Origin of the sequence: Lachnospira eligens (assembly GCF_009680455.1) — a bacterium.
GTDB classification, from domain to species: Bacteria; Bacillota; Clostridia; order Lachnospirales; family Lachnospiraceae; genus Lachnospira; species Lachnospira eligens_A.
The window spans coordinates 298,591-317,148 of record NZ_WKRD01000003.1; the positions used below are offsets into that span (position 1 = coordinate 298,591).

Genomic DNA, 18,558 nt, shown 5'->3' on the forward strand with positions numbered 1-18,558 from the left:
TTCTGAAATTCGGGAAGGAGGATGTGATGGAAAGAGTATATATTGCAATTGATCTAAAATCATTCTATGCAAGTGTTGAGTGTGTTGAACGAGAGTCAGACCCGCTTACCACTAATCTCGTTGTAGCTGATGAATCTAGAACAGCCAAAACAATATGTCTTGCAGTTACTCCTTCTCTTAAGAAATATGGACTTTCCGGACGAAGCAGGCTTTTTGAGGTAGAACAGAAGGCAAAAGAAATTGAAGAACGCACAGGAAAGAAGCTAGAATATACTGTAGCAGTTCCAAGAATGGGACTTTATATAGAATATTCGTCGAAGATATATTCTATATATCTTAAATATTTCAGCAAGGATGACATAACTGTATACAGTATTGATGAAGTATTTATTGATGCAACAGATTATATGAAGCTGTATAATATGACGGCAAGACAACTTACCGCAAAAGTTATTGAGGATGTGTATGATACGACAGGAATAACGGCTACTGCAGGAATTGCACCTAATCTGTATCTGTGCAAGATAGCAATGGATATAGTTGCAAAGCATATACAGGCAGACAGCAAGGGTGTGCGTATCGCAGAATTAAGTGTTAATGATTACAGAAAAATGTTATGGGGTCATACACCTCTTACTGACTTCTGGAGGGTTGGACCAGGAATATCAAGACAGCTTGAAAAACATGGGATAAAGACTATGGGGGATATTGCGAGAATGTCTCTTGAAGATGAGGACTGGCTGTATAAGCAGTTTGGTGTAGATGCAGAGATTCTAATAGACCACGCATGGGGATATGAACCGTGTACAATTGCAGATATTAAGAAATATAAGCCCAAGGCGAGCAGCCTGTGTTCAGGACAGGTGTTAAAAGAGCCATATACATTTGAAGACGCAAGAATAGTAGTTGGAGAGATGGCAGATGAGCTTGCATTGGATTTAGTTGATAAAGGTTTTGTGACTGATTCGATTGCGTTAAATGTAACTTATGACAGGGTAAATGTTGATAAAGGAACTTACAAGGGTGAAATCCATGTGGACAGATATGGAAGGGAAGTTCCACAAGGACTTAATAAATCTGTTTCACTTACGACATGTACATCTTCATCAAAACAGTTAAGAGAAGCTTTTCTTGATATATATGATAAATACACTAACAGAAAGCTGTATATCAGGAAGTTAAATCTTACAGTTGCCAATCTTACTAATGAGGGGTTTCAGCAGTTTGATATGTTTACAGACCAGACACAGCTTGAACGCGAAAAGAAGATGCAGCATGCAATGCTTGATATTAAGAAAAAATATGGTAAGAATGCGGTGATGAAAGCTAATAACCTGCAGAACAAGGCGACTGCAATTGAAAGAAACGGTCAGATTGGAGGTCACAGGGCATAGCTTATGGGAAAATATGATGATATAATTAATATGAAATGGCCGGTACCGAGTAAAAGACCAAGAATGGATATGGAAAGCAGAGCTAAGATATTCCTGCCTTTCTCAGCATTGAAGGGTCTTGGCAATGCTATTGATGAGCAGAATAAAACCAAAGATAATATGAGAGAATACGAATATTTTGACGAGGAGAATAAGGGAGAAGAATTTTATGAGTAATACAATGAAAGAAAATAAAATGGGTACAATGCCTGTTAATAAGCTGCTTATTAATATGGCGCTGCCAATGATGATATCAATGCTTGTACAGGCACTGTATAATATTGTTGACAGTATATTTGTTGCAAGAATAAGTGAGGAAGCACTTACAGCGGTTTCAATGGCATTTCCAATGCAGAATCTTATGATTGGTGTTGCAGGCGGCGTGGGTGTAGGTACTAATGCGCTGCTTTCAAGGGCATTAGGAGAAGGAAGGCATGAAGAAGCTGATAAAATGGCTGTGCATGGTATATTCATAACGGCTTGCAGCTATATAATATTTCTTGCCATAGGGCTTTTCTTTGCCAGAGAGTTTTTTGTTATTCAGGGTGCTAATGAAGTGATAGCTGACTATGGTTATGATTATCTTTCAGTTATTCTTATAGTCAGCTTTGGTTGTCTGTTCCAGATGATATTTGAGAGGTTATTACAGGCTACAGGAAGAACATTTTACAGCATGATTACACAGGGTACAGGTGCAATAATTAATATTATTCTTGACCCGATACTTATATTTGGTCTGTTTGGTGCACCAAAGCTTGGTATTGTAGGTGCAGCAGTAGCTACGGTTGCGGGCCAGATTGTTGCAGCCGTTATGGCAGTGATATTTAATATTAAGGTTAATAAAGAGATACATATTACTTTTAAGGGATTCAGACCATCAGGAAAAAGAATTTGCAATATCTTATTCATAGGAATTCCATCAGTTATTATGATGGCAATTGGTTCTGTTATGACATTCTGCATGAATAAGATTCTGGTTGTATTTACATCAACAGCGGTTGCTGTATTTGGTGTGTATTTTAAACTGCAGAGCTTTGCATTTATGCCAATATTTGGTATGAACAGTGGAATGGTTCCTATAATAGCTTTTAATTATGGGGCCAAGAGAGAAGACAGAGTTATACAGACACTTAAGCTTGCAGTAATGTATGCAGAGATAATAATGATACTTTTTATGATTGCAGTTCAGATATTCCCGGTTCCAATGCTGTCAATATTTAGTGCATCGTCAGATATGATACGAATGGGAGTTCCTGCTTTAAGGACTATATCAATAAGTTTTATATTTGCAGGAATATGTATTATATGCAGTTCGTTCTTTCAGGCACTTGGAAGCAGCATATACAGCATGCTTGTATCATTTGTAAGACAGATTATATTCCTTGTGCCATGTGCTTATATTTTTTCGAAAACAGGGAATGTTAATCTTGTATGGTGGGCATGGCCTATTGCAGAGCTTGCTTCAGTCGCGTTAAGTGTATTCTTCTTTATCAGGGTAAGAAAGAAGAAGTTCGCATTTATGGAACAGTAACGGATATAATTCAGAAAGATGAGGATAAGATATGAACAGACATATAGAAAAAGCTAAAGAACTCCGTTCACCTGAAAAATGTTATAACTGTGCAGAAACTATTATGATGGCTTATGCTGATGATCTGGGATTGAGTGAGACACAGGCAGAATGCCTTGGATGTAATTTCGGCGGAGGTATGAAATGTGGTGGAACATGTGGTGCAATTACCGGAGGGCTTATGGTGCTTGGAGCATTGGGAGTAAGCAGTCCGGCTGTTGTTGGTGCATTTCAGAGAACTATCAGGGATAACCACGATGGAATGACTAACTGTGCGGATCTTTTAAGAGATAATGCTTTAAAGGGTGGCGAAAAAAAGGCGCATTGTGACAGTATGATTATGGAATCAATAAGGCTTATTGATGAGCTGGCTGATAAAGATAAATAAAATGCTGCGAAACTATTGATAACTTTTATCAATAAGAAGCGGTGAATTATATAGTAAAATATGATAAAGTAAGCGTGGTTAGGGCGTTCTAACCAATGCTTACTTTTTTTGTGCCTATTGATGATGAATTATTATATATTGACACAAAATTAATAAGTGCTAATATAATGAATATATGAATAAGTGTTCATATAATAATATAAGAGGGCATGCCCGAAGGAGGTATATATGTTTTTAGAGATTAAGGGAATCAAAAAGCATTATGGAGAAGGCGAGAGCCGGGTGGAAGTGCTGAATGGTATTGACATAGAAGTTAATAAAGGGGAAATCGTTGTATTACTTGGTCCATCAGGTTCTGGTAAGTCAACACTGCTTAATATAATTGGTGGTATTGATGATGCAGACGAGGGTTACATATCAATAGATGGCGAAAAGACAGCAGATATGAATGAGAAGCGTCTTACACAGTACAGAAGAAAGCATCTCGGATATGTTTTTCAGATGTATAATCTTATACCTAACCTTACTGTAAGAGAGAATATTGAGGTTGGTGCTTACCTAAGTGATAAGGCACTTGATACAGATGAGATTCTTAATACATTAGGACTTTCAGATCACGCCGATAAGAAGCCTAATCAGTTGTCAGGCGGCCAGCAGCAGAGAACTTCAATTGGAAGAGCTATTATAAAAAATCCGGATATCCTGTTGTGTGATGAGCCTACAGGAGCACTTGATTACAACACATCTAAGGATATATTAAAGCTTATTGAAGACGTTAATAAGAAGTACGGTAATACTATAATAATAGTTACACATAATGACGCTATCAAAAATATGGCAGACAGGGTTATTACATTAAGAGATGGCAGAATCCGTAAGAACTATGTTAATGATAATAAGATTGCAGCAGCAGACCTTGAATGGTAAGAGAGGAGTTAAGTATGAGAAATCCTTTAAATAAGCGTCTGCCAAGAGAATTAAAGCATGACTTTGGTAAATATCTTGTTATATTCTTATTTATGGTTATGATGATTTCGTTAGTAAGCGGATTCCTTGTAGCAGACAACAGTGTTAAGCACTCATATGATGAGGGCTTTGAAAAATATAATCTTGAAGATGGACATTTTACATTAGATAAAGAGCCTGACAGTTCTCTTATAAGAGATATTGAGAATAAGACTGACAGCAAGCTTTACGACTTAAGATATTTTGAGGAAGATGAGGCTGACAGCGGTGATACAATCAGAGTGTATAAAGACAGGACAAAGGTTAATCTTGAGTGTGTTATGGAAGGCGAAATGCCTGCTGCCGATAATGAAATAGCACTTGACCGTATGTATGCACAGAATGCCAAGATTAAGATAGGCGACACAATTAAGCTCGCAGGAAAGGAATTAAAGGTTACCGGTTTTGTTGCAGTTCCTGATTACAGCTGCCTTTTCGAAAATAATTCAGATATGATGTTTGACGCAACTAATTTTTCTATTGCTGTTATGACTGATAAGGGCTTTGAAAATGTTTCAAGTAATCATGTCAAATATAATTATGCATGGAAATATAACAAAGAGGTTATAGGAGATAAGGCTGAAAAAGAGGCTTCTGAAGATTTTCTTGAAAATCTTGGCGATATTATCAAAGAATATGATACAAAGCTTATAATGAGTGGTAATACGGATATTATCAGTGTTTCTGATTATCTTCCAAGATACACTAACAAGGCGGTTAATTTTACTGGTGATGATATGGGTTCAGATAAGGCAACAATTATGCTTTTTGACTATATTGTAATGGTTGTAATTGCATTTGTATTTGCTGTTACAACATCTAACACAATCAGTCAGGAGGCAGGTGTTATCGGAACTCTCCGCGCATCAGGTTATAAGAGAAGTGAGATTGTAAGACATTACATGGTCCTTCCTGTTGCTGTAACACTGTTCGTTGCTGTTGTTGGTAATATACTTGGCTACACTCTTCTGGAGAAGTTTTTTGTAAATGTGTATTATAACAGCTACAGCCTGTGTACTTACACGACACTGCTTAATGCAGAAGCATTTGTTGATACGACAGTTGTTCCAATTATTATTATTTTTGTTGTTAATCTTATTGTACTTGAAAAGAAGCTCCGGCTTTCTCCGCTTAAGTTTTTAAGACATGAGCTTACTAACAGAAAGAGAAAGAAGCTTATAAAGTTAAGCCACAAGCTTCCTTTCATGACAAGATTCAGATTAAGGATAATGTTCCAGAATATACCTAATTATCTGACATTGTTCTTAGGAATACTGATTGCAGGTGCACTTGTTGTATTCAGCATCATGTTCGAGCCGCTTATTGATGATTATGCTGATGTTGTTAAGAAGTCACAGATATGTGATTATCAGTATGTGTTAAAAAGTCAGGCAGAAACTGATGTTTCTGGTGCAGAAAAGTACTGTGTGACATCGCTTGATACAACTGATGAAAAATACATGACAGATGATATTATGATATATGGTATTCAGGATAACAGCAGGTATGTTGATGTGGATATCAAGGATGATGAGATACTTGTATCTAATGGTGTAATGGTCAAATACGGACTAAAAAAGGGTGATACATTTAAACTAAAAGATCCGTATTCAGATAATGAGTATGAATTCACAATAGCAGGAAGTTATAAATATGATGCTGCACTTGCAGTATTCATGACAAGAAAAAACTTTATTGATACATTTGACAAGGCTGATGATTACTTCACTGGATACTTCACAGACAAGAAGCTGACAGATATTGATGATAAATATGTTGCTTCAATAGTTACATATGAAGACCTTATAAAAGTGTCTAACCAGATGAAGGTTTCAATGGGCGAGATGATGTATATACTGAAGTATTTTGGAATTATAATGTTCGTGCTTCTTATGTATCTGTTATCTAAACAGATTATTGAAAAGAATGCACAGTCAATTTCAATGACTAAGATTCTTGGTTTTAAGAATGGAGAGATAGGCGGACTGTATATTGTAGCTACTTCAATTATGGTAGTTATATCACTGGTTGTTTCTGTACCTATAGTAAATGCTTTGCTTAAATGGGCATTTTCATCATATCTGTACACTTCGATGACTGGATATATTCCTTATATGGTAAGAAGAAGCTGTTTTGTTGAGATGGTTATTCTTGGAATTGTATGCTATGCGGTTGTTGCTGTGCTTCAGCTTGTGAAGATTTCTAAGATTCCTAAGACGGATGCATTGAAAAATGTAGAGTAAAACCATAGAATAAAACCAAAATTTACTTCTTGACAATACAAAAATAATTTAATAATATACTAACAAATAGTGAGTAGCATTACAGCATAAATCCGACTGTAATGGGACTCACTGTATTTTTTTATGCAAAAACACCATTGCAGTAGGAAAAGGAGGTAACAATGAAACTGAAAAAACAGTACGACTGCAATCTTGTTATGATGAATGATCTTATTGGTGGAAAATGGAAATTAAGAATTTTATGGCATATTATGAATGGAGATAACAGATTTTCTATGCTCGAAAAAACTATTGACAGTATAACGCCAAAGGTTTTAATGTCACAGCTTAATGAAATGGAAGAAAGTGGTCTGATATTAAAACATGTATTAGTAAGTACACCACCTAAAGTTGTTGTTTATGAGATAAATCCTGAATATTCAGGTATATGTGAAATAGTTAATATTGCCCATTCATTTTCCAGAATGTATGGCACTAAGAATAATATTGACATACTTACAAAAAAGTAAGTTCTTGTCAATAAAGATTAGCTTATTTATAATCACCGTTGTTCACAGCATTTACTAATGCTGTTTTTTAAAGGATGCGAGTTAGTGTATTCTAACAATAGTAAGCGAAAAAGGAGAATAATGGTAATTATGATAAAGATATTTATTAAGAAAAATATAATTACATTGACTCTAGCGATACTTCTACTTGTGTTGTCTGGTGTGTCGCTTTTTATAGGGGTAATTGATATTAATATAAAAAATCTTTTTTTGGATTCACAGTCAATGGAAGTCTTTGTGATATCAAGACTTCCAAGACTTCTGGCAATTTTGTGTACAGGAGTAGGAATGAGTGTAGCAGGACTTATAATGCAGCAGCTGTGCATGAATAAATTTGTTTCGCCAACAACCGGAGCAACAATTTCATCAGCTCAGTTTGGAATTCTTCTGGCACTTATATTTGTGCCGGATGCCACAATATGGGGCAGGGCGATATTTGCATTTATCAGCGCAATACTTGGTACATGGATTTTTGTCTGGTTTATACAGCGAATACAGTATAAGGACATTGTCATGGTTCCGCTTGTCGGAATAATGTTTGGAAATGTTATCGGGGGAGTTACGAACTTCCTTGCTTACAAGTATGAAGTTACACAGGCATTGTCAACATGGCTGGTAGGACATTTTTCAATGGTATTAAAGGGAAGATACGAAATAGTTTATCTGACCGTGCCACTAGTAGTACTGGCATTCATATTTGCTAATCATTTTAACATTGTGGGTATGGGAAAAGATTTTTCAAAGAATCTTGGCGTTCCATATAATTTGGTCCTTTTTGCAGGACTTACAATAGCAGCGATGATTACAGCATCAATAATAGTGGTTGTTGGTTCGATTTCTTATATAGGACTGATTGTTCCCAATGTGGTTGCAATGTTCAAGGGCGACAAGATAAGAGGAACTCTTGTTGACACTGCGCTTTTTGGAGCTTTGTTTGTTCTGGTATGTGATATTATCGGAAGAGTTATTATTATGCCGTATGAGCTTCCAATTGAACTTATAGTTGGAATACTTGGAAGTCTGATATTTGTAGCACTGTTAATATACAGACTTAAGCATGGAAGAAAAATTGTGAATATTAAATTATTTAATGAGCAGAAAGAGGTAAATAATGAACAGGAAAAGGAATATATATAAACTGATAATTCTTGCTGTTATCGTTCTGCTTGCAATGGCAGCTTATATGACAATTGGTGTTAAATTTCATAATGAAAGACTTATGAGATTTGCATTCAAAATAAGATATCCCAAGCTTATTGCAATGGTAATAACTGCATTTACGATAGGTGGGGCATCAATAGTGTTTCAGTCAGTTATAAATAATACTATTGTTACACCGTGTCTTTTAGGAATGAATTCGCTTTATACATTAATACATACAGCAGTAGTGTTTTTCTTAGGATCGGGCAGCATGCTTGTTATTAATGCAAATATGAGCTTTGCACTTGACCTTGTGATAATGGGTTTTGTAGCAACATTTATATATAGTTATCTGTTTAAAGCGACTAATCATAATGTGCTTTATGTTTTACTTATTGGAACAGTTCTTACATCATTCTTTTCGAGCATACAAAGCACACTGACAAGAATAATGGATCCCAATGAGTATGACACACTTCTTACTTCATTAGTAGCAAGCTTCAGCAATGTTAATTCAGAAATAATAATTTTTTCATTGATTATTATTGCAGCAATTATTGTGATATTCCGAAAAGAACTTGCAATGCTTGATGTACTTACACTTGGAAAAGAGCAGGCTGTTAATCTTGGAGTTGATTATGACAGATGTATAAGAAGACTTCTGCTAGCTGTGACATTATGTATATCGGTTGCTACAGCAATGGTTGGACCAATATCATTTCTTGGTCTGATAATTGCTAATCTGTCAAGACAGATGTTAAAAACATACCGTCATACACAGCTGATACTTGGTTCTGCATTATTTGGGATGATAGGACTTATATTTGGACAGCTTATAGTTGAAAGAATATTTGTCTATGCAATTCCTGTAAGTGTGTTTATTACGGTTGGAGGAGGAATATATTTCCTGTATCTGCTGCTTGCAGGAAAGAGAGCTTAATACTTAGAAGGAGAACAATAATGGTTGTAGATAAATTGTTGAAAAAATATGACAAAAAAGTAGTTGTAGATTCAGTAAGCTTTTCTATACCAAAAGGTAAGGTTACATCATTTATTGGACCTAATGGAGCGGGAAAATCTACAGTTATGGGAATGATATCAAGGCTTATTGCTAATGATGCAGGTATTATTGAATTTCAGGGAAAGTCAATGCATGACTGGAAAAGCAAGGAGCTTGCAAAGCATCTGGCAATACTTACCCAGAGTAATAACATACAAATGAAGCTTACAGTTGAAGAACTTGTGGCGTTTGGAAGGTTTCCTCATTCAGGTGGAAGGCTTACTGATAAGGATAAAGATATAATTAATAAGTCAATTGAATACATGGAACTTAATGAATTCAGAAACAGATTTATAGATGAGCTGTCTGGAGGACAGAGACAGCGTGCATATATTGCGATGGTTATAGCACAGGATACAGAATTTATTCTTCTTGATGAGCCTACGAATAATCTTGACATATATCATGCAACTAATCTTATGAAAATTATAAGAAAACTAAGTGATGAACTTGGAAAAACGGTTGTCACAGTTTTACATGAAATTAATTATGCGGCATTTTATTCTGATTATATATGTGCATTTAAAGATGGCAGGGTTGCCAAATTTGGTACAGTTGATGAGGTTATGACCAAAGAAGTATTATCAGAGATATATAATGTCGATTTTGAAATAATGAATATACAGGGCAGACCATTGTCAATATATTATTAATTTATTATGGCTTCAGGCCTTGCATGCGGGCTTTAGCATATATGTATGATGTCAGTCGCGAAGCATTGTACAGAAAAATAAAAATAGAAGAGGATAACATATAATGAAAAAAATCACAGCTATATTATTAATGGCACTTATGGTTCTTTCACTTACTGCGTGTGGTAACCAGACAGGTAAGGATAATAATGGTTCAGAGGGAAGTACAGAACCAACAAGCGTAACAATAACAACATTAAATGGACAGAAAGAGCAGACACAGCTTGAGGTTCCATATAATCCTGAAAGAATTGCAATTCTTGACCTTGCTGCTCTTGATATAATAGATAGTATTGGTGTTGGTGACAAAGTTGTTGGAATGGCACAGACAAGCATTGATTATCTTTCTCATTATTCAGAAAACAAGAGCATAAAGAATCTTGGTACAATAAAAGAAGCTGATATTGAAGCAGTTATGGAATGCGAGCCGGATATAATATTTATCGGTGGAAGACTGTCAGCTTCATATGATAAATTAAGTGAAATAGCTCCTGTTGTATATCTTGCAACAGACAACAGTATTGGACTTGTTGAAAGTACTTTGAAAAATGCAAAAACAATAGCATCTATATTTGGCAAAGAAAACGAAGTTGAAGATAAGGTTAATCAGTATAATGACAGAATTAACAATTTAAAGAATATTGCATCCGGAAAGAATGCTCTTGTAGGAATGACAACAAGCGGAAGCTTTAATATTCTTGGCAATGATGGAAGATGCTCAATTATGGGTAATGAGATTGGCTTTAACAATCTTGGAGCAACAGGAAATACTTCAACACATGGAAATGAGGCTTCTTTTGAAACAGTAGTTGCAAAGAATCCAGAATATATATTTGTTATGGACAGAGATAAGGCTATAGGAAAAGCAGGTGCAGCATCTGCTAAGGAAATAGTTGAAAATGATCTTGTAAAATCAACTCCTGCATATAAGAATAATCATATTATTTATCTTGAAAATCCTAATGTATGGTATACAGCAGAGGGTGGAATTCAGGCACTTGATATGATGCTTAAGGATCTTGAAAAGGGGCTTGGAGTAAAATAATATAATGAAAAGTTATAAGCTGATAGTGGCTTATGTATGATTTTTGATGTGATACCTATAGGTAGTCGTATTATCGGCGGATTTATAGGTAGAAATAAGAAAAAATCATGTATTATTTTGATAATTATTCTGTAAACACCTATAAGACAGTTCATAGGACTCGTCTTATAGGTGTTTTTTTGTTGGAAATTATTGGAATGAGTGAAAAAGTACCTATATATGCTTATGAAAAATGATATATATAGGAACGGCAATTCCACATGAATAAATCTATACGAAAATAAAAATCACATAAAAGAATCCGCATGAAAATAAAAGAGGCATAAACCAAGAGGTTATAAGCAAAATTAAGCTTATTTCACAATGATAAGCAGGAATCTCTATATAGAAATCATGTTGACGCCACAAGAATATGCATATATAATTACCTATGATAATTAACAAAGATAATCAATTATATAATTATATAGCTTAAGGAGACGAATGTATTATGAAACCAGACAAGATTAAGAGAATGTTGGATGCCTGTTATCTGGCTAAAAGGATTAGGGAACTGCTGCCGGAGCTGCCAGATGGGGTTGCACCTGCTTATATCCAGTATATTGATGTGATTCATCATCTGTTGGAGACTAATGATTGTGTCAAGGTTTCGGACATCAGTGACTGGCTTAATCTGCCAAGACCAGGTGTTACCCGTACTGTCAAGGAAATGGAAGCTAAGGGATATCTTAAGAAGACTACTTCACAGGAAGATGCAAGGATAACTTATATTACGGTTACAGATAAGGGTGAAGAGTTGTCTAAGAAATATGATGCTGACTATTACAGCCGGCTTAGCAAATATCTTACGGATATTAGTGATGAAGAGGCTGATTCTATGATCGAAACTATTAACAAATTCTACAAGGTGATGAGCGAAAGGAAAGTTGACATTGAATAATTCAAAATCAGATTTTACACAGGGAAGTATATTAGGGAAGCTGATTCCTTTTATGATGCCAATACTTGGGGCATTAATATTACAGGCAGCATATGGTGCAGTTGACTTGCTTGTTGTTGGAAGATTTGGAACTACTGAAGGCCTTTCAGCAGTATCGACAGGAAGCCAGGTACTTAATTTAGTTACATTTGTTATAACACAGTTTGCAATGGGTGTTACAGTGCTTATTGCAAGATATATTGGTGAGAAAAGACCGGAGCAGATAGGCGCTCTGATAGGCGGAGCTATTGTTGTGTTTACAATGATTTCAGTGGTGCTTTTCGTTGTTATGATTATTTTTTCAAGACAGATTGCAGTTATAATGCAGGCACCGAAAGAAGCAGTAGGTCTTACATCTGTATATGTAAAAATATGTGGCTCAGGAATATTCTTTATAGTTGCATATAATCTTCTTTCAGCAATATTCAGGGGGCTTGGAGACAGCAAATCACCTCTTATATTCGTTGCAGTTGCATGTGTTATTAATATTGTGGGTGATCTTGTTCTTGTTGCAGGGTTTAACATGAATGCTGCCGGAGCTGCTATTGCGACAGTCGCAGCACAGGCGGTAAGTGTTGTATTTGCACTTGTATTACTTTTTAAGAGAAAACTTCCGTTTAAGATAACTAAGAAAGATTTCTCAATTAACAGACATTGCAGGAGAGCATTAAAGGTCGGACTTCCACTTGCATTACAGGAATTTCTTACACAGATTTCATTCCTTGCTTTATGCGCATTCGTTAACAGACTGGGATTACAGGCATCGTCAGGATATGGTGTTGCATGTAAAATAGTTAATTTTGCAATGCTCATACCAAGCTCACTTATGCAGTCAATGGCGTCATTTGTTTCACAGAATGTCGGTGCAGGCAATGAAAAGAGAGCAAAGAGGACGATGTTTGCCGGTATTGGTGTTGGACTTGTGATAGGCTGTATAGTATTCCTGTTTGTGATGTTTAAGGGTGACCTTCTCACAGCAATATTTACAACTGACGAGGCTGTTATCCAGAATGGATATGATTACCTTAAGGGATTTGCATTAGAGACGATTGTTACTGCGATATTATTCAGTATGATTGGATATTTTAATGGTCATGACAAGACGGTATGGGTAATGATTCAGGGCCTTACACAGACACTGCTTGTCCGTCTGCCATTTGCGTATTATATGAGTATACAGCCTGATGCGAGCCTTACTAAGATTGGTCTGGCTGCTCCTGTAGCAACTATTTTTGGAATTGTGTTAAATGTGGTATTCTATATCTGGTGTAACAGAAATGATAAGAAATATATGTAATATTTGTAGAATATTTGCTACATTTCATCAGGCATGTTATAATAACTGACATTAATATAAAGGAAGATTTCTGCAAAAGAAACAAGGTCAGATTATGTTAACATACTCGTTTGAAAACATTGGAAAAGAATCAATATATGAATATTTATACAAATGTATCAAAAAAGATATAATAGAAGGCAGACTTGTTAAGGATGAGCATCTTCCTTCAAAGAGAACGCTTGCTGTCAATCTTGGAATAAGCACCATAACAGTAGAGAATTCATATGGACAGCTTATGAGTGAAGGATATATATATTCTGTTCCAAAGAAGGGCTATTATGTATCAGATATTTCAGGTGTTGCAAGGATAAAGCCAGTAAAATATGAAGTTCCTGAAATAACCGCAAAGAAGACTGGATATAAATCGGATTTATCATCAAACAGGACAGATCCTGGAAGCTTTCCATTTGCAACATGGGCTAAGCTTATGAGACGTGTTATAACAGACAGGCAGGATGATCTTATGAAAATATCTCCGGGAGAAGGAACATGGGAGTTAAGAAAAGCAATTGCTATGCATCTGGCTTCATTTCGTGATATGCAGGTAACACCCGGACAGATAATCATTGGCGCCGGAACTGAATATATGTATAGTCTTCTTATACAGCTTTTGGGAAGAGATAAAGTGTATTGTGTTGAAGATCCGGGATATTCTAAGATTGCCAGGATATATGCAAGTAATAATGTGAAATTCTGTTATGCCAGTATGGATAATGAAGGAATGAAACCGGAAGCGGTAAGAGAATGTATGGCAGATATTGTTCATATAAGTCCTACACATCATTATCCGACAGGTATAACAATGCCGGTAAGCCGGCGTTTTGAATTGCTTGCATGGGCTAATGAAAAGCCGGACAGATATATAATAGAAGATGATTATGATTCAGAATTTCGTATGACAGGAAAGACAATTCCGACTATGAAAAGCATAGATATAAGTGAAAAGGTTATATATATGAATACATTTTCAAGAACACTGACACCGACAATCCGAATCAGTTATATGGTTCTGCCACCACACCTTGCCGCAACATATCAGGAAAAACTTGATTTTTATGCATGTACTGTATCTAATTTCGAGCAGTATGCACTTGCTGCATTCATAGAAGAAGGATATTTTGAGAAACATTTAAACAGAATGAGACTGTATTATACGAAACAGAGAGAGGCTGTTCTTTCGGTACTTAAAGAGGATCCGTTCAAATGTGTTGGAAGAGTAAGAGAGGCTGATTCAGGGCTGCATTTTATTCTTGAACTTAATACATTACTTTCTGATAATGAGGTAAAAAGAAAACTTGAGGCAGAAGGCATCCATATAAATGCGTTATCGGAGTATTATCATAATAATACAGATGAATACAGCCACAGCTTTGTTATCAGTTATTCTGATATGAAGATAGAAAACTTCAGAAGTGCTTGCAGTAAAATGTCAGAACTTACACCTTTATGATGATTATTTATGATTGATTGTGAATGAATATAACAGTTGCAAAGAATGTAATAAAGCGGTAAAATCTGTTTATATGATTTGTAAATAATGTGAGAGGGTATTGACAAAAGTATGGTAGACTACAGCATTTTTCCGCTCGATGAAGAGATTAAAGACAAGCTTGCAAAGCTGGAAATAAGTTATGCATTTCAACCTATATTTTATCCGAATGGCATGGATATATATGCATATGAGGCTTTAATGAGACCTAAGAATATTGGTGTTATGGATTTAATTGAAGAGTTCAGGATAAAGAATGATTTGCATACACTTGAGGTCGCAACTATATTTGGAGCAGTACAGTGTTATGCAAAGCGAGGATACCATTCATATATAGCAATTAATTCATTTCCTGCGGAATCATTTACTGCAGAGGAGCAGGCTGTTTTTGATGAATTCTATGCCGATGTTCTTGGAGATAAGGGGATAATAGAGATTTTGGAATACACAGCACTGGACATTGACAAATGGCAGTCTAAGAAGAATTCAATTAACAGAAGCAGATTCAATATTGCACTTGATGATTTTGGAACAGGCAATAATAATATGATGGCAGTGGATATATTTGCACCGCATATTGTAAAGCTGGACAGAAGTCTGATAACAGATATTGAGAATGATGTTGATAAGCAGGAGTATTACTATTATTATAGAGACAGCTTCCATAAAAGAGGCATCAAAGTGCTTGCTGAGGGTATTGAATCAAGAGAAGAGTATGAATTCTTAAGGGATAATGGTATTGATTTAGTGCAGGGATTTTATCTTGGACGACCGGAATAAGATGAATGCCAGTTTATATTTTTTTTATAAATGCTTTATACAATATATATTAACATATCACAAAGTATGTTGTATTATGATGGAGTAAAGAAAACATTTTTTCTCCCTCATATTTTTTTAAAAAGAGCGATGGCAGAGTTAATTTGCCGTCGCTCTTTTTTTGCGCGGACAGCGATGAGAATGTACAAGAAGAAGTGACAGCCATGCTTGCATGGGCTGGGGCTTGTTCTTGTATATTCGGGGAGCGTCGCGACAATGCCAGAACGCAGTTCTGGCATATGAGCTGTCCGTGCGGACAGCGATGAAAATAGATAAGAAAAAGTGGCAGCGATGAGTATTTCAAATTATATATGGCAAACACCGCCATATTAGTGATATAATAATTAATATTTTCAGTATTTCAGGTTCAGTGATATCTAAGGCAATGAGACTGGAATAATATATAACACAGAATAGGGAGAAAATTATGGGAAAGAAAATTGCCAGAATTATAGGCAGAGTATTACTGGTGGTACTTGTTACTATAGTAATGCTGGTGGGAACTTTATTCATTATGATTAAGAGAATATGCAGCGATTCAGCACCTGCAGCTAGAAATCTTTTTATATCAACAGTTCTTGAATCAGGTCAGATGAAGTTTCTTGCTTCGTGGTTCTGTACAGATGCACAGATTAATGAGGTAATTAATGCTAATAAGATGGAGTCGATGGATTCAGATATTGATACATCTCTTATTAATATATCGTCAGACACAGATACACAGACGGTTGACAATAACGGAGAAGTAGAGCAGTTTGATGGGAATGGAATAAGAATGGTTGAGATTTCAGGAAGGTCATTCTTTGGAAAAATGCTGATTATAAAAGATCCGTCACAGGTTAAGGTCGGAACTACATACCCATGGGGAGATTACGGTAAGGAGCTTCATGAGATTGTAAGCGGAGCAGGAGCTGTTGCAGGAGTTAACGGAGGTCTGTATGTTTCATCAGGAAACAGAGGCGGCTCACCACTTGGAATTGTGGTGCAGGACGGTAAGATTACATATAACAGTCCTTCAGCACTTTCAGGTCTTTACTTAATTGGACTTAATAAGGATAACCTTTTAGTTGTTAAAGATATAGATGGTATGTCGGCAGCAGATTTTGAAAGCTATGTAAATGAAGCCGGGATCAGGGATGCTGTTGCTTTCCAAGAGGAAAGCTCTGATTCTAATAATCATTTTGTTCCGCTTATTATTAACAATGAAGCAAGAGTATTAAAAGGTCAGGGAAGCGGGGCTAACCCTAGAACAGCAATCGGACAGAGAGCTGACGGAGCAATACTTCTTTTAGTTACAGATGGAAGAGGTGCTTCAGGACATCTTGGTGCAACTGCGTCAGACCTGATATCAGTCATGCAGGAATATGGAGCAGTCAATGCAGCCAACCTTGATGGCGGAAGTTCTTCAACAATGGTATATAACGGTGGCTATGAGATGACAAGCGTAACATTTTATTATCAGAATTCATCATGGAAGCTGCCAACAGCATTTGTTGTAATGCCTAAGTAATTGGAAGGAGAACTGTGTAGATATGAAAAATAATACTAAGAAGTCTATAAATATAGGCAAAATCAATATACCATTAAATTACTGGACAGGGCTTGCCGTATATGCAGTGATTCTTCTTATTCTTGCAATCTGTATGATTGCATATACAGGTTCATGCCTTAAGAAATATGAGAATTCACAGTCGGACAAGGTAATGAATGATTTCATTAATGACTTTACAAAGATGGCTGCTGATAAGACATTGGCTGATAATATTGAGCTTCCAGCCAGCAGTGAATTTGAGGGAAAAGATACATTTGTCAATATGTACATGTCCGAATTAGATGGTACAACTGACTATACATATAAGAAATCAGAGGGCAGTTATAATACAGAAGAGCCTATGTATGACATATATGCTGATGACAAGAAGGTTGCCAGAATGACTCTGGAAGCTAAAGACCAGCATGTCGTTCTTGGGATACTTACAGTGTTTGACTGGAAGGTTAAATCAATTGAGCCTGTATTTTCAGCAAAGACTAACGATTATACTGTATCAATTCCGGAAGGGTATACATTTACAGTTAATGGAATAACTGTGTCAGATGATTACAAGACTGGTAAGGTTATAGAAAATCCTGATTTTGTGAATGTTTCTAAATATGTTACAATGCCAAAGTCAGTTGAATATAAGCTGACAGGATTTGTCAATAAGCCGGAGATTAAGATATATAATGCATCAGGCAGTGAAGTTACTGCAAATGTGGATGCTAAGGGAAATGTATCTGTAGCTGCAAGTGGCAATTCTGCCGATATGCCATCAGAAAGAAAAGAAGAAGCTCTTAATATGGCAAAAATATGGGATAATTTCCTTACTAATGATTTAAGTGGTTCAGGTCATGGACTTGCAACAGTGCAGCAGTATCTTATTGAGGATTCTTATTACTGGAATCTTGCGAAAGATTATGCGTCAAGTGCAGATATTACATTTATCAGTGACCACACATTGTCGGGGAATCCGTATACAGGAGTGACAGTTGATAATTATATTGAATATAATGATGACTGTTATTCATGTCATATTGCATTTACAAAGAATATGACGCTTACCTCAGGCGGTGCGAGAAAAGATGTTATTGATTCGACATTCTATTTCGTGAAATATGAGGGCAGATGGGCGATTGCGGATATGATTGCGACTACTAAGTGATTTATTCCCCGCAGAAGTGAAGCCGAATATTAAGAAAAATGTGCAGGATGCCAATTAAGGGGTGTCCTGCACTTGTCATATGTGCTACAATAAATATTGAGAAGAATTA

Annotated in this window: 17 protein-coding genes; all 17 read left to right on the forward strand. The window is 36.0% G+C overall.

The genetic code is table 11. The features are described 5' to 3' along the window. Nucleotides 1–26 precede the first annotated feature (26 nt). The 17 genes from GKE48_RS05380 (at nt 27) to GKE48_RS05460 (ending at nt 18,449) form a co-directional block, all read left to right on the forward strand. Nucleotides 27–1,394, forward strand: a complete 1,368-nt coding sequence (locus GKE48_RS05380; protein ID WP_154300591.1) for a Y-family DNA polymerase — start codon at nt 27–29, stop codon at nt 1,392–1,394. 3 nt (nt 1,395–1,397) lie between these two features. After that, entirely contained in the window at nt 1,398–1,610 is a 213-nt protein-coding gene (locus tag GKE48_RS05385; protein WP_022098117.1) for a hypothetical protein, read from the forward strand. Next, on the forward strand, nt 1,603–2,964 hold the full coding sequence (locus tag GKE48_RS05390; RefSeq protein ID WP_154300592.1) for an MATE family efflux transporter: 1,362 nt from the start codon (nt 1,603–1,605) through the stop codon (nt 2,962–2,964). Before GKE48_RS05385 ends, GKE48_RS05390 begins: the two co-directional genes overlap by 8 nt. A gap of 31 nt (nt 2,965–2,995) precedes the next feature. Continuing rightward, on the forward strand, nt 2,996–3,391 hold the full coding sequence (locus GKE48_RS05395) for a C-GCAxxG-C-C family protein (protein WP_117914586.1): 396 nt from the start codon (nt 2,996–2,998) through the stop codon (nt 3,389–3,391). Nucleotides 3,392–3,619: 228 nt separating this feature from the next. Continuing rightward, complete coding sequence (locus GKE48_RS05400; protein ID WP_012740674.1) at nt 3,620–4,318, forward strand: ABC transporter ATP-binding protein; 699 nt, start codon at nt 3,620–3,622, stop codon at nt 4,316–4,318. A gap of 14 nt (nt 4,319–4,332) precedes the next feature. After that, on the forward strand, nt 4,333–6,639 hold the full coding sequence (locus GKE48_RS05405) for an ABC transporter permease (protein ID WP_243138445.1): 2,307 nt from the start codon (nt 4,333–4,335) through the stop codon (nt 6,637–6,639). 161 nt (nt 6,640–6,800) lie between these two features. Continuing rightward, entirely contained in the window at nt 6,801–7,148 is a 348-nt protein-coding gene (locus GKE48_RS05410) for a winged helix-turn-helix transcriptional regulator (protein WP_118148168.1), read from the forward strand. A 129-nt stretch (nt 7,149–7,277) separates the two neighbouring features. Beyond that, nucleotides 7,278–8,324: an ABC transporter permease gene (locus GKE48_RS05415; protein WP_154300594.1), complete on the forward strand. Its 1,047-nt coding sequence runs from the start codon at nt 7,278–7,280 to the stop codon at nt 8,322–8,324. Further along, a complete protein-coding gene (locus tag GKE48_RS05420; RefSeq protein ID WP_154300595.1) occupies nt 8,299–9,267 on the forward strand; it encodes an iron chelate uptake ABC transporter family permease subunit in 969 nt (322 codons plus the stop codon). Before GKE48_RS05415 ends, GKE48_RS05420 begins: the two co-directional genes overlap by 26 nt. A 20-nt stretch (nt 9,268–9,287) precedes the next feature. After that, on the forward strand, nt 9,288–10,040 hold the full coding sequence (locus GKE48_RS05425) for an iron ABC transporter ATP-binding protein (RefSeq protein WP_154300596.1): 753 nt from the start codon (nt 9,288–9,290) through the stop codon (nt 10,038–10,040). Nucleotides 10,041–10,143: 103 nt separating this feature from the next. Continuing rightward, nucleotides 10,144–11,124 carry a siderophore ABC transporter substrate-binding protein gene (locus GKE48_RS05430; protein ID WP_154300597.1) on the forward strand — a complete coding sequence of 327 codons (981 nt, stop codon included), beginning with the start codon at nt 10,144–10,146 and terminating at the stop codon, nt 11,122–11,124. Between the two features lie 490 nt (nt 11,125–11,614). Then, complete coding sequence (locus tag GKE48_RS05435) at nt 11,615–12,064, forward strand: MarR family winged helix-turn-helix transcriptional regulator (protein WP_119225912.1); 450 nt, start codon at nt 11,615–11,617, stop codon at nt 12,062–12,064. Next, nucleotides 12,057–13,400 carry an MATE family efflux transporter gene (locus GKE48_RS05440; protein ID WP_154300598.1) on the forward strand — a complete coding sequence of 448 codons (1,344 nt, stop codon included), beginning with the start codon at nt 12,057–12,059 and terminating at the stop codon, nt 13,398–13,400. Before GKE48_RS05435 ends, GKE48_RS05440 begins: the two co-directional genes overlap by 8 nt. A 94-nt stretch (nt 13,401–13,494) precedes the next feature. Next, entirely contained in the window at nt 13,495–14,892 is a 1,398-nt protein-coding gene (gene pdxR / locus GKE48_RS05445; RefSeq protein WP_154300599.1) for a MocR-like pyridoxine biosynthesis transcription factor PdxR, read from the forward strand. Between the two features lie 111 nt (nt 14,893–15,003). Continuing rightward, entirely contained in the window at nt 15,004–15,711 is a 708-nt protein-coding gene (locus GKE48_RS05450) for an EAL domain-containing protein (RefSeq protein ID WP_022098105.1), read from the forward strand. 466 nt (nt 15,712–16,177) lie between these two features. Next, the gene (locus GKE48_RS05455; RefSeq protein WP_022098104.1) at nt 16,178–17,260 is read left to right on the forward strand and encodes a phosphodiester glycosidase family protein; all 1,083 of its coding nucleotides are present in this window, start codon (nt 16,178–16,180) and stop codon (nt 17,258–17,260) included. 22 nt (nt 17,261–17,282) lie between these two features. Then, on the forward strand, nt 17,283–18,449 hold the full coding sequence (locus GKE48_RS05460; RefSeq protein WP_055287579.1) for a hypothetical protein: 1,167 nt from the start codon (nt 17,283–17,285) through the stop codon (nt 18,447–18,449). Nucleotides 18,450–18,558 lie beyond the last annotated feature (109 nt).

What these genes read in the sequence shown, in the direction of transcription:
- GKE48_RS05395 (WP_117914586.1), top strand. Translation starts at nt 2,996, where the DNA reads ATGAACAGACATATAGAAAAAGCTAAAGAACTCCGTTCACCTGAAAAA.
- GKE48_RS05450 (WP_022098105.1), top strand. Translation starts at nt 15,004, where the DNA reads ATGGTAGACTACAGCATTTTTCCGCTCGATGAAGAGATTAAAGACAAG.
- GKE48_RS05380 (WP_154300591.1), top strand. Translation starts at nt 27, where the DNA reads ATGGAAAGAGTATATATTGCAATTGATCTAAAATCATTCTATGCAAGT.
- GKE48_RS05425 (WP_154300596.1), top strand. Translation starts at nt 9,288, where the DNA reads ATGGTTGTAGATAAATTGTTGAAAAAATATGACAAAAAAGTAGTTGTA.
- GKE48_RS05390 (WP_154300592.1), top strand. Translation starts at nt 1,603, where the DNA reads ATGAGTAATACAATGAAAGAAAATAAAATGGGTACAATGCCTGTTAAT.
- GKE48_RS05435 (WP_119225912.1), top strand. Translation starts at nt 11,615, where the DNA reads ATGAAACCAGACAAGATTAAGAGAATGTTGGATGCCTGTTATCTGGCT.
- GKE48_RS05410 (WP_118148168.1), top strand. Translation starts at nt 6,801, where the DNA reads ATGAAACTGAAAAAACAGTACGACTGCAATCTTGTTATGATGAATGAT.
- GKE48_RS05405 (WP_243138445.1), top strand. Translation starts at nt 4,333, where the DNA reads ATGAGAAATCCTTTAAATAAGCGTCTGCCAAGAGAATTAAAGCATGAC.
- GKE48_RS05430 (WP_154300597.1), top strand. Translation starts at nt 10,144, where the DNA reads ATGAAAAAAATCACAGCTATATTATTAATGGCACTTATGGTTCTTTCA.
- GKE48_RS05455 (WP_022098104.1), top strand. Translation starts at nt 16,178, where the DNA reads ATGGGAAAGAAAATTGCCAGAATTATAGGCAGAGTATTACTGGTGGTA.
- GKE48_RS05385 (WP_022098117.1), top strand. Translation starts at nt 1,398, where the DNA reads ATGGGAAAATATGATGATATAATTAATATGAAATGGCCGGTACCGAGT.
- GKE48_RS05415 (WP_154300594.1), top strand. Translation starts at nt 7,278, where the DNA reads ATGATAAAGATATTTATTAAGAAAAATATAATTACATTGACTCTAGCG.
- GKE48_RS05420 (WP_154300595.1), top strand. Translation starts at nt 8,299, where the DNA reads ATGAACAGGAAAAGGAATATATATAAACTGATAATTCTTGCTGTTATC.
- GKE48_RS05400 (WP_012740674.1), top strand. Translation starts at nt 3,620, where the DNA reads ATGTTTTTAGAGATTAAGGGAATCAAAAAGCATTATGGAGAAGGCGAG.
- pdxR (WP_154300599.1), top strand. Translation starts at nt 13,495, where the DNA reads ATGTTAACATACTCGTTTGAAAACATTGGAAAAGAATCAATATATGAA.
- GKE48_RS05460 (WP_055287579.1), top strand. Translation starts at nt 17,283, where the DNA reads ATGAAAAATAATACTAAGAAGTCTATAAATATAGGCAAAATCAATATA.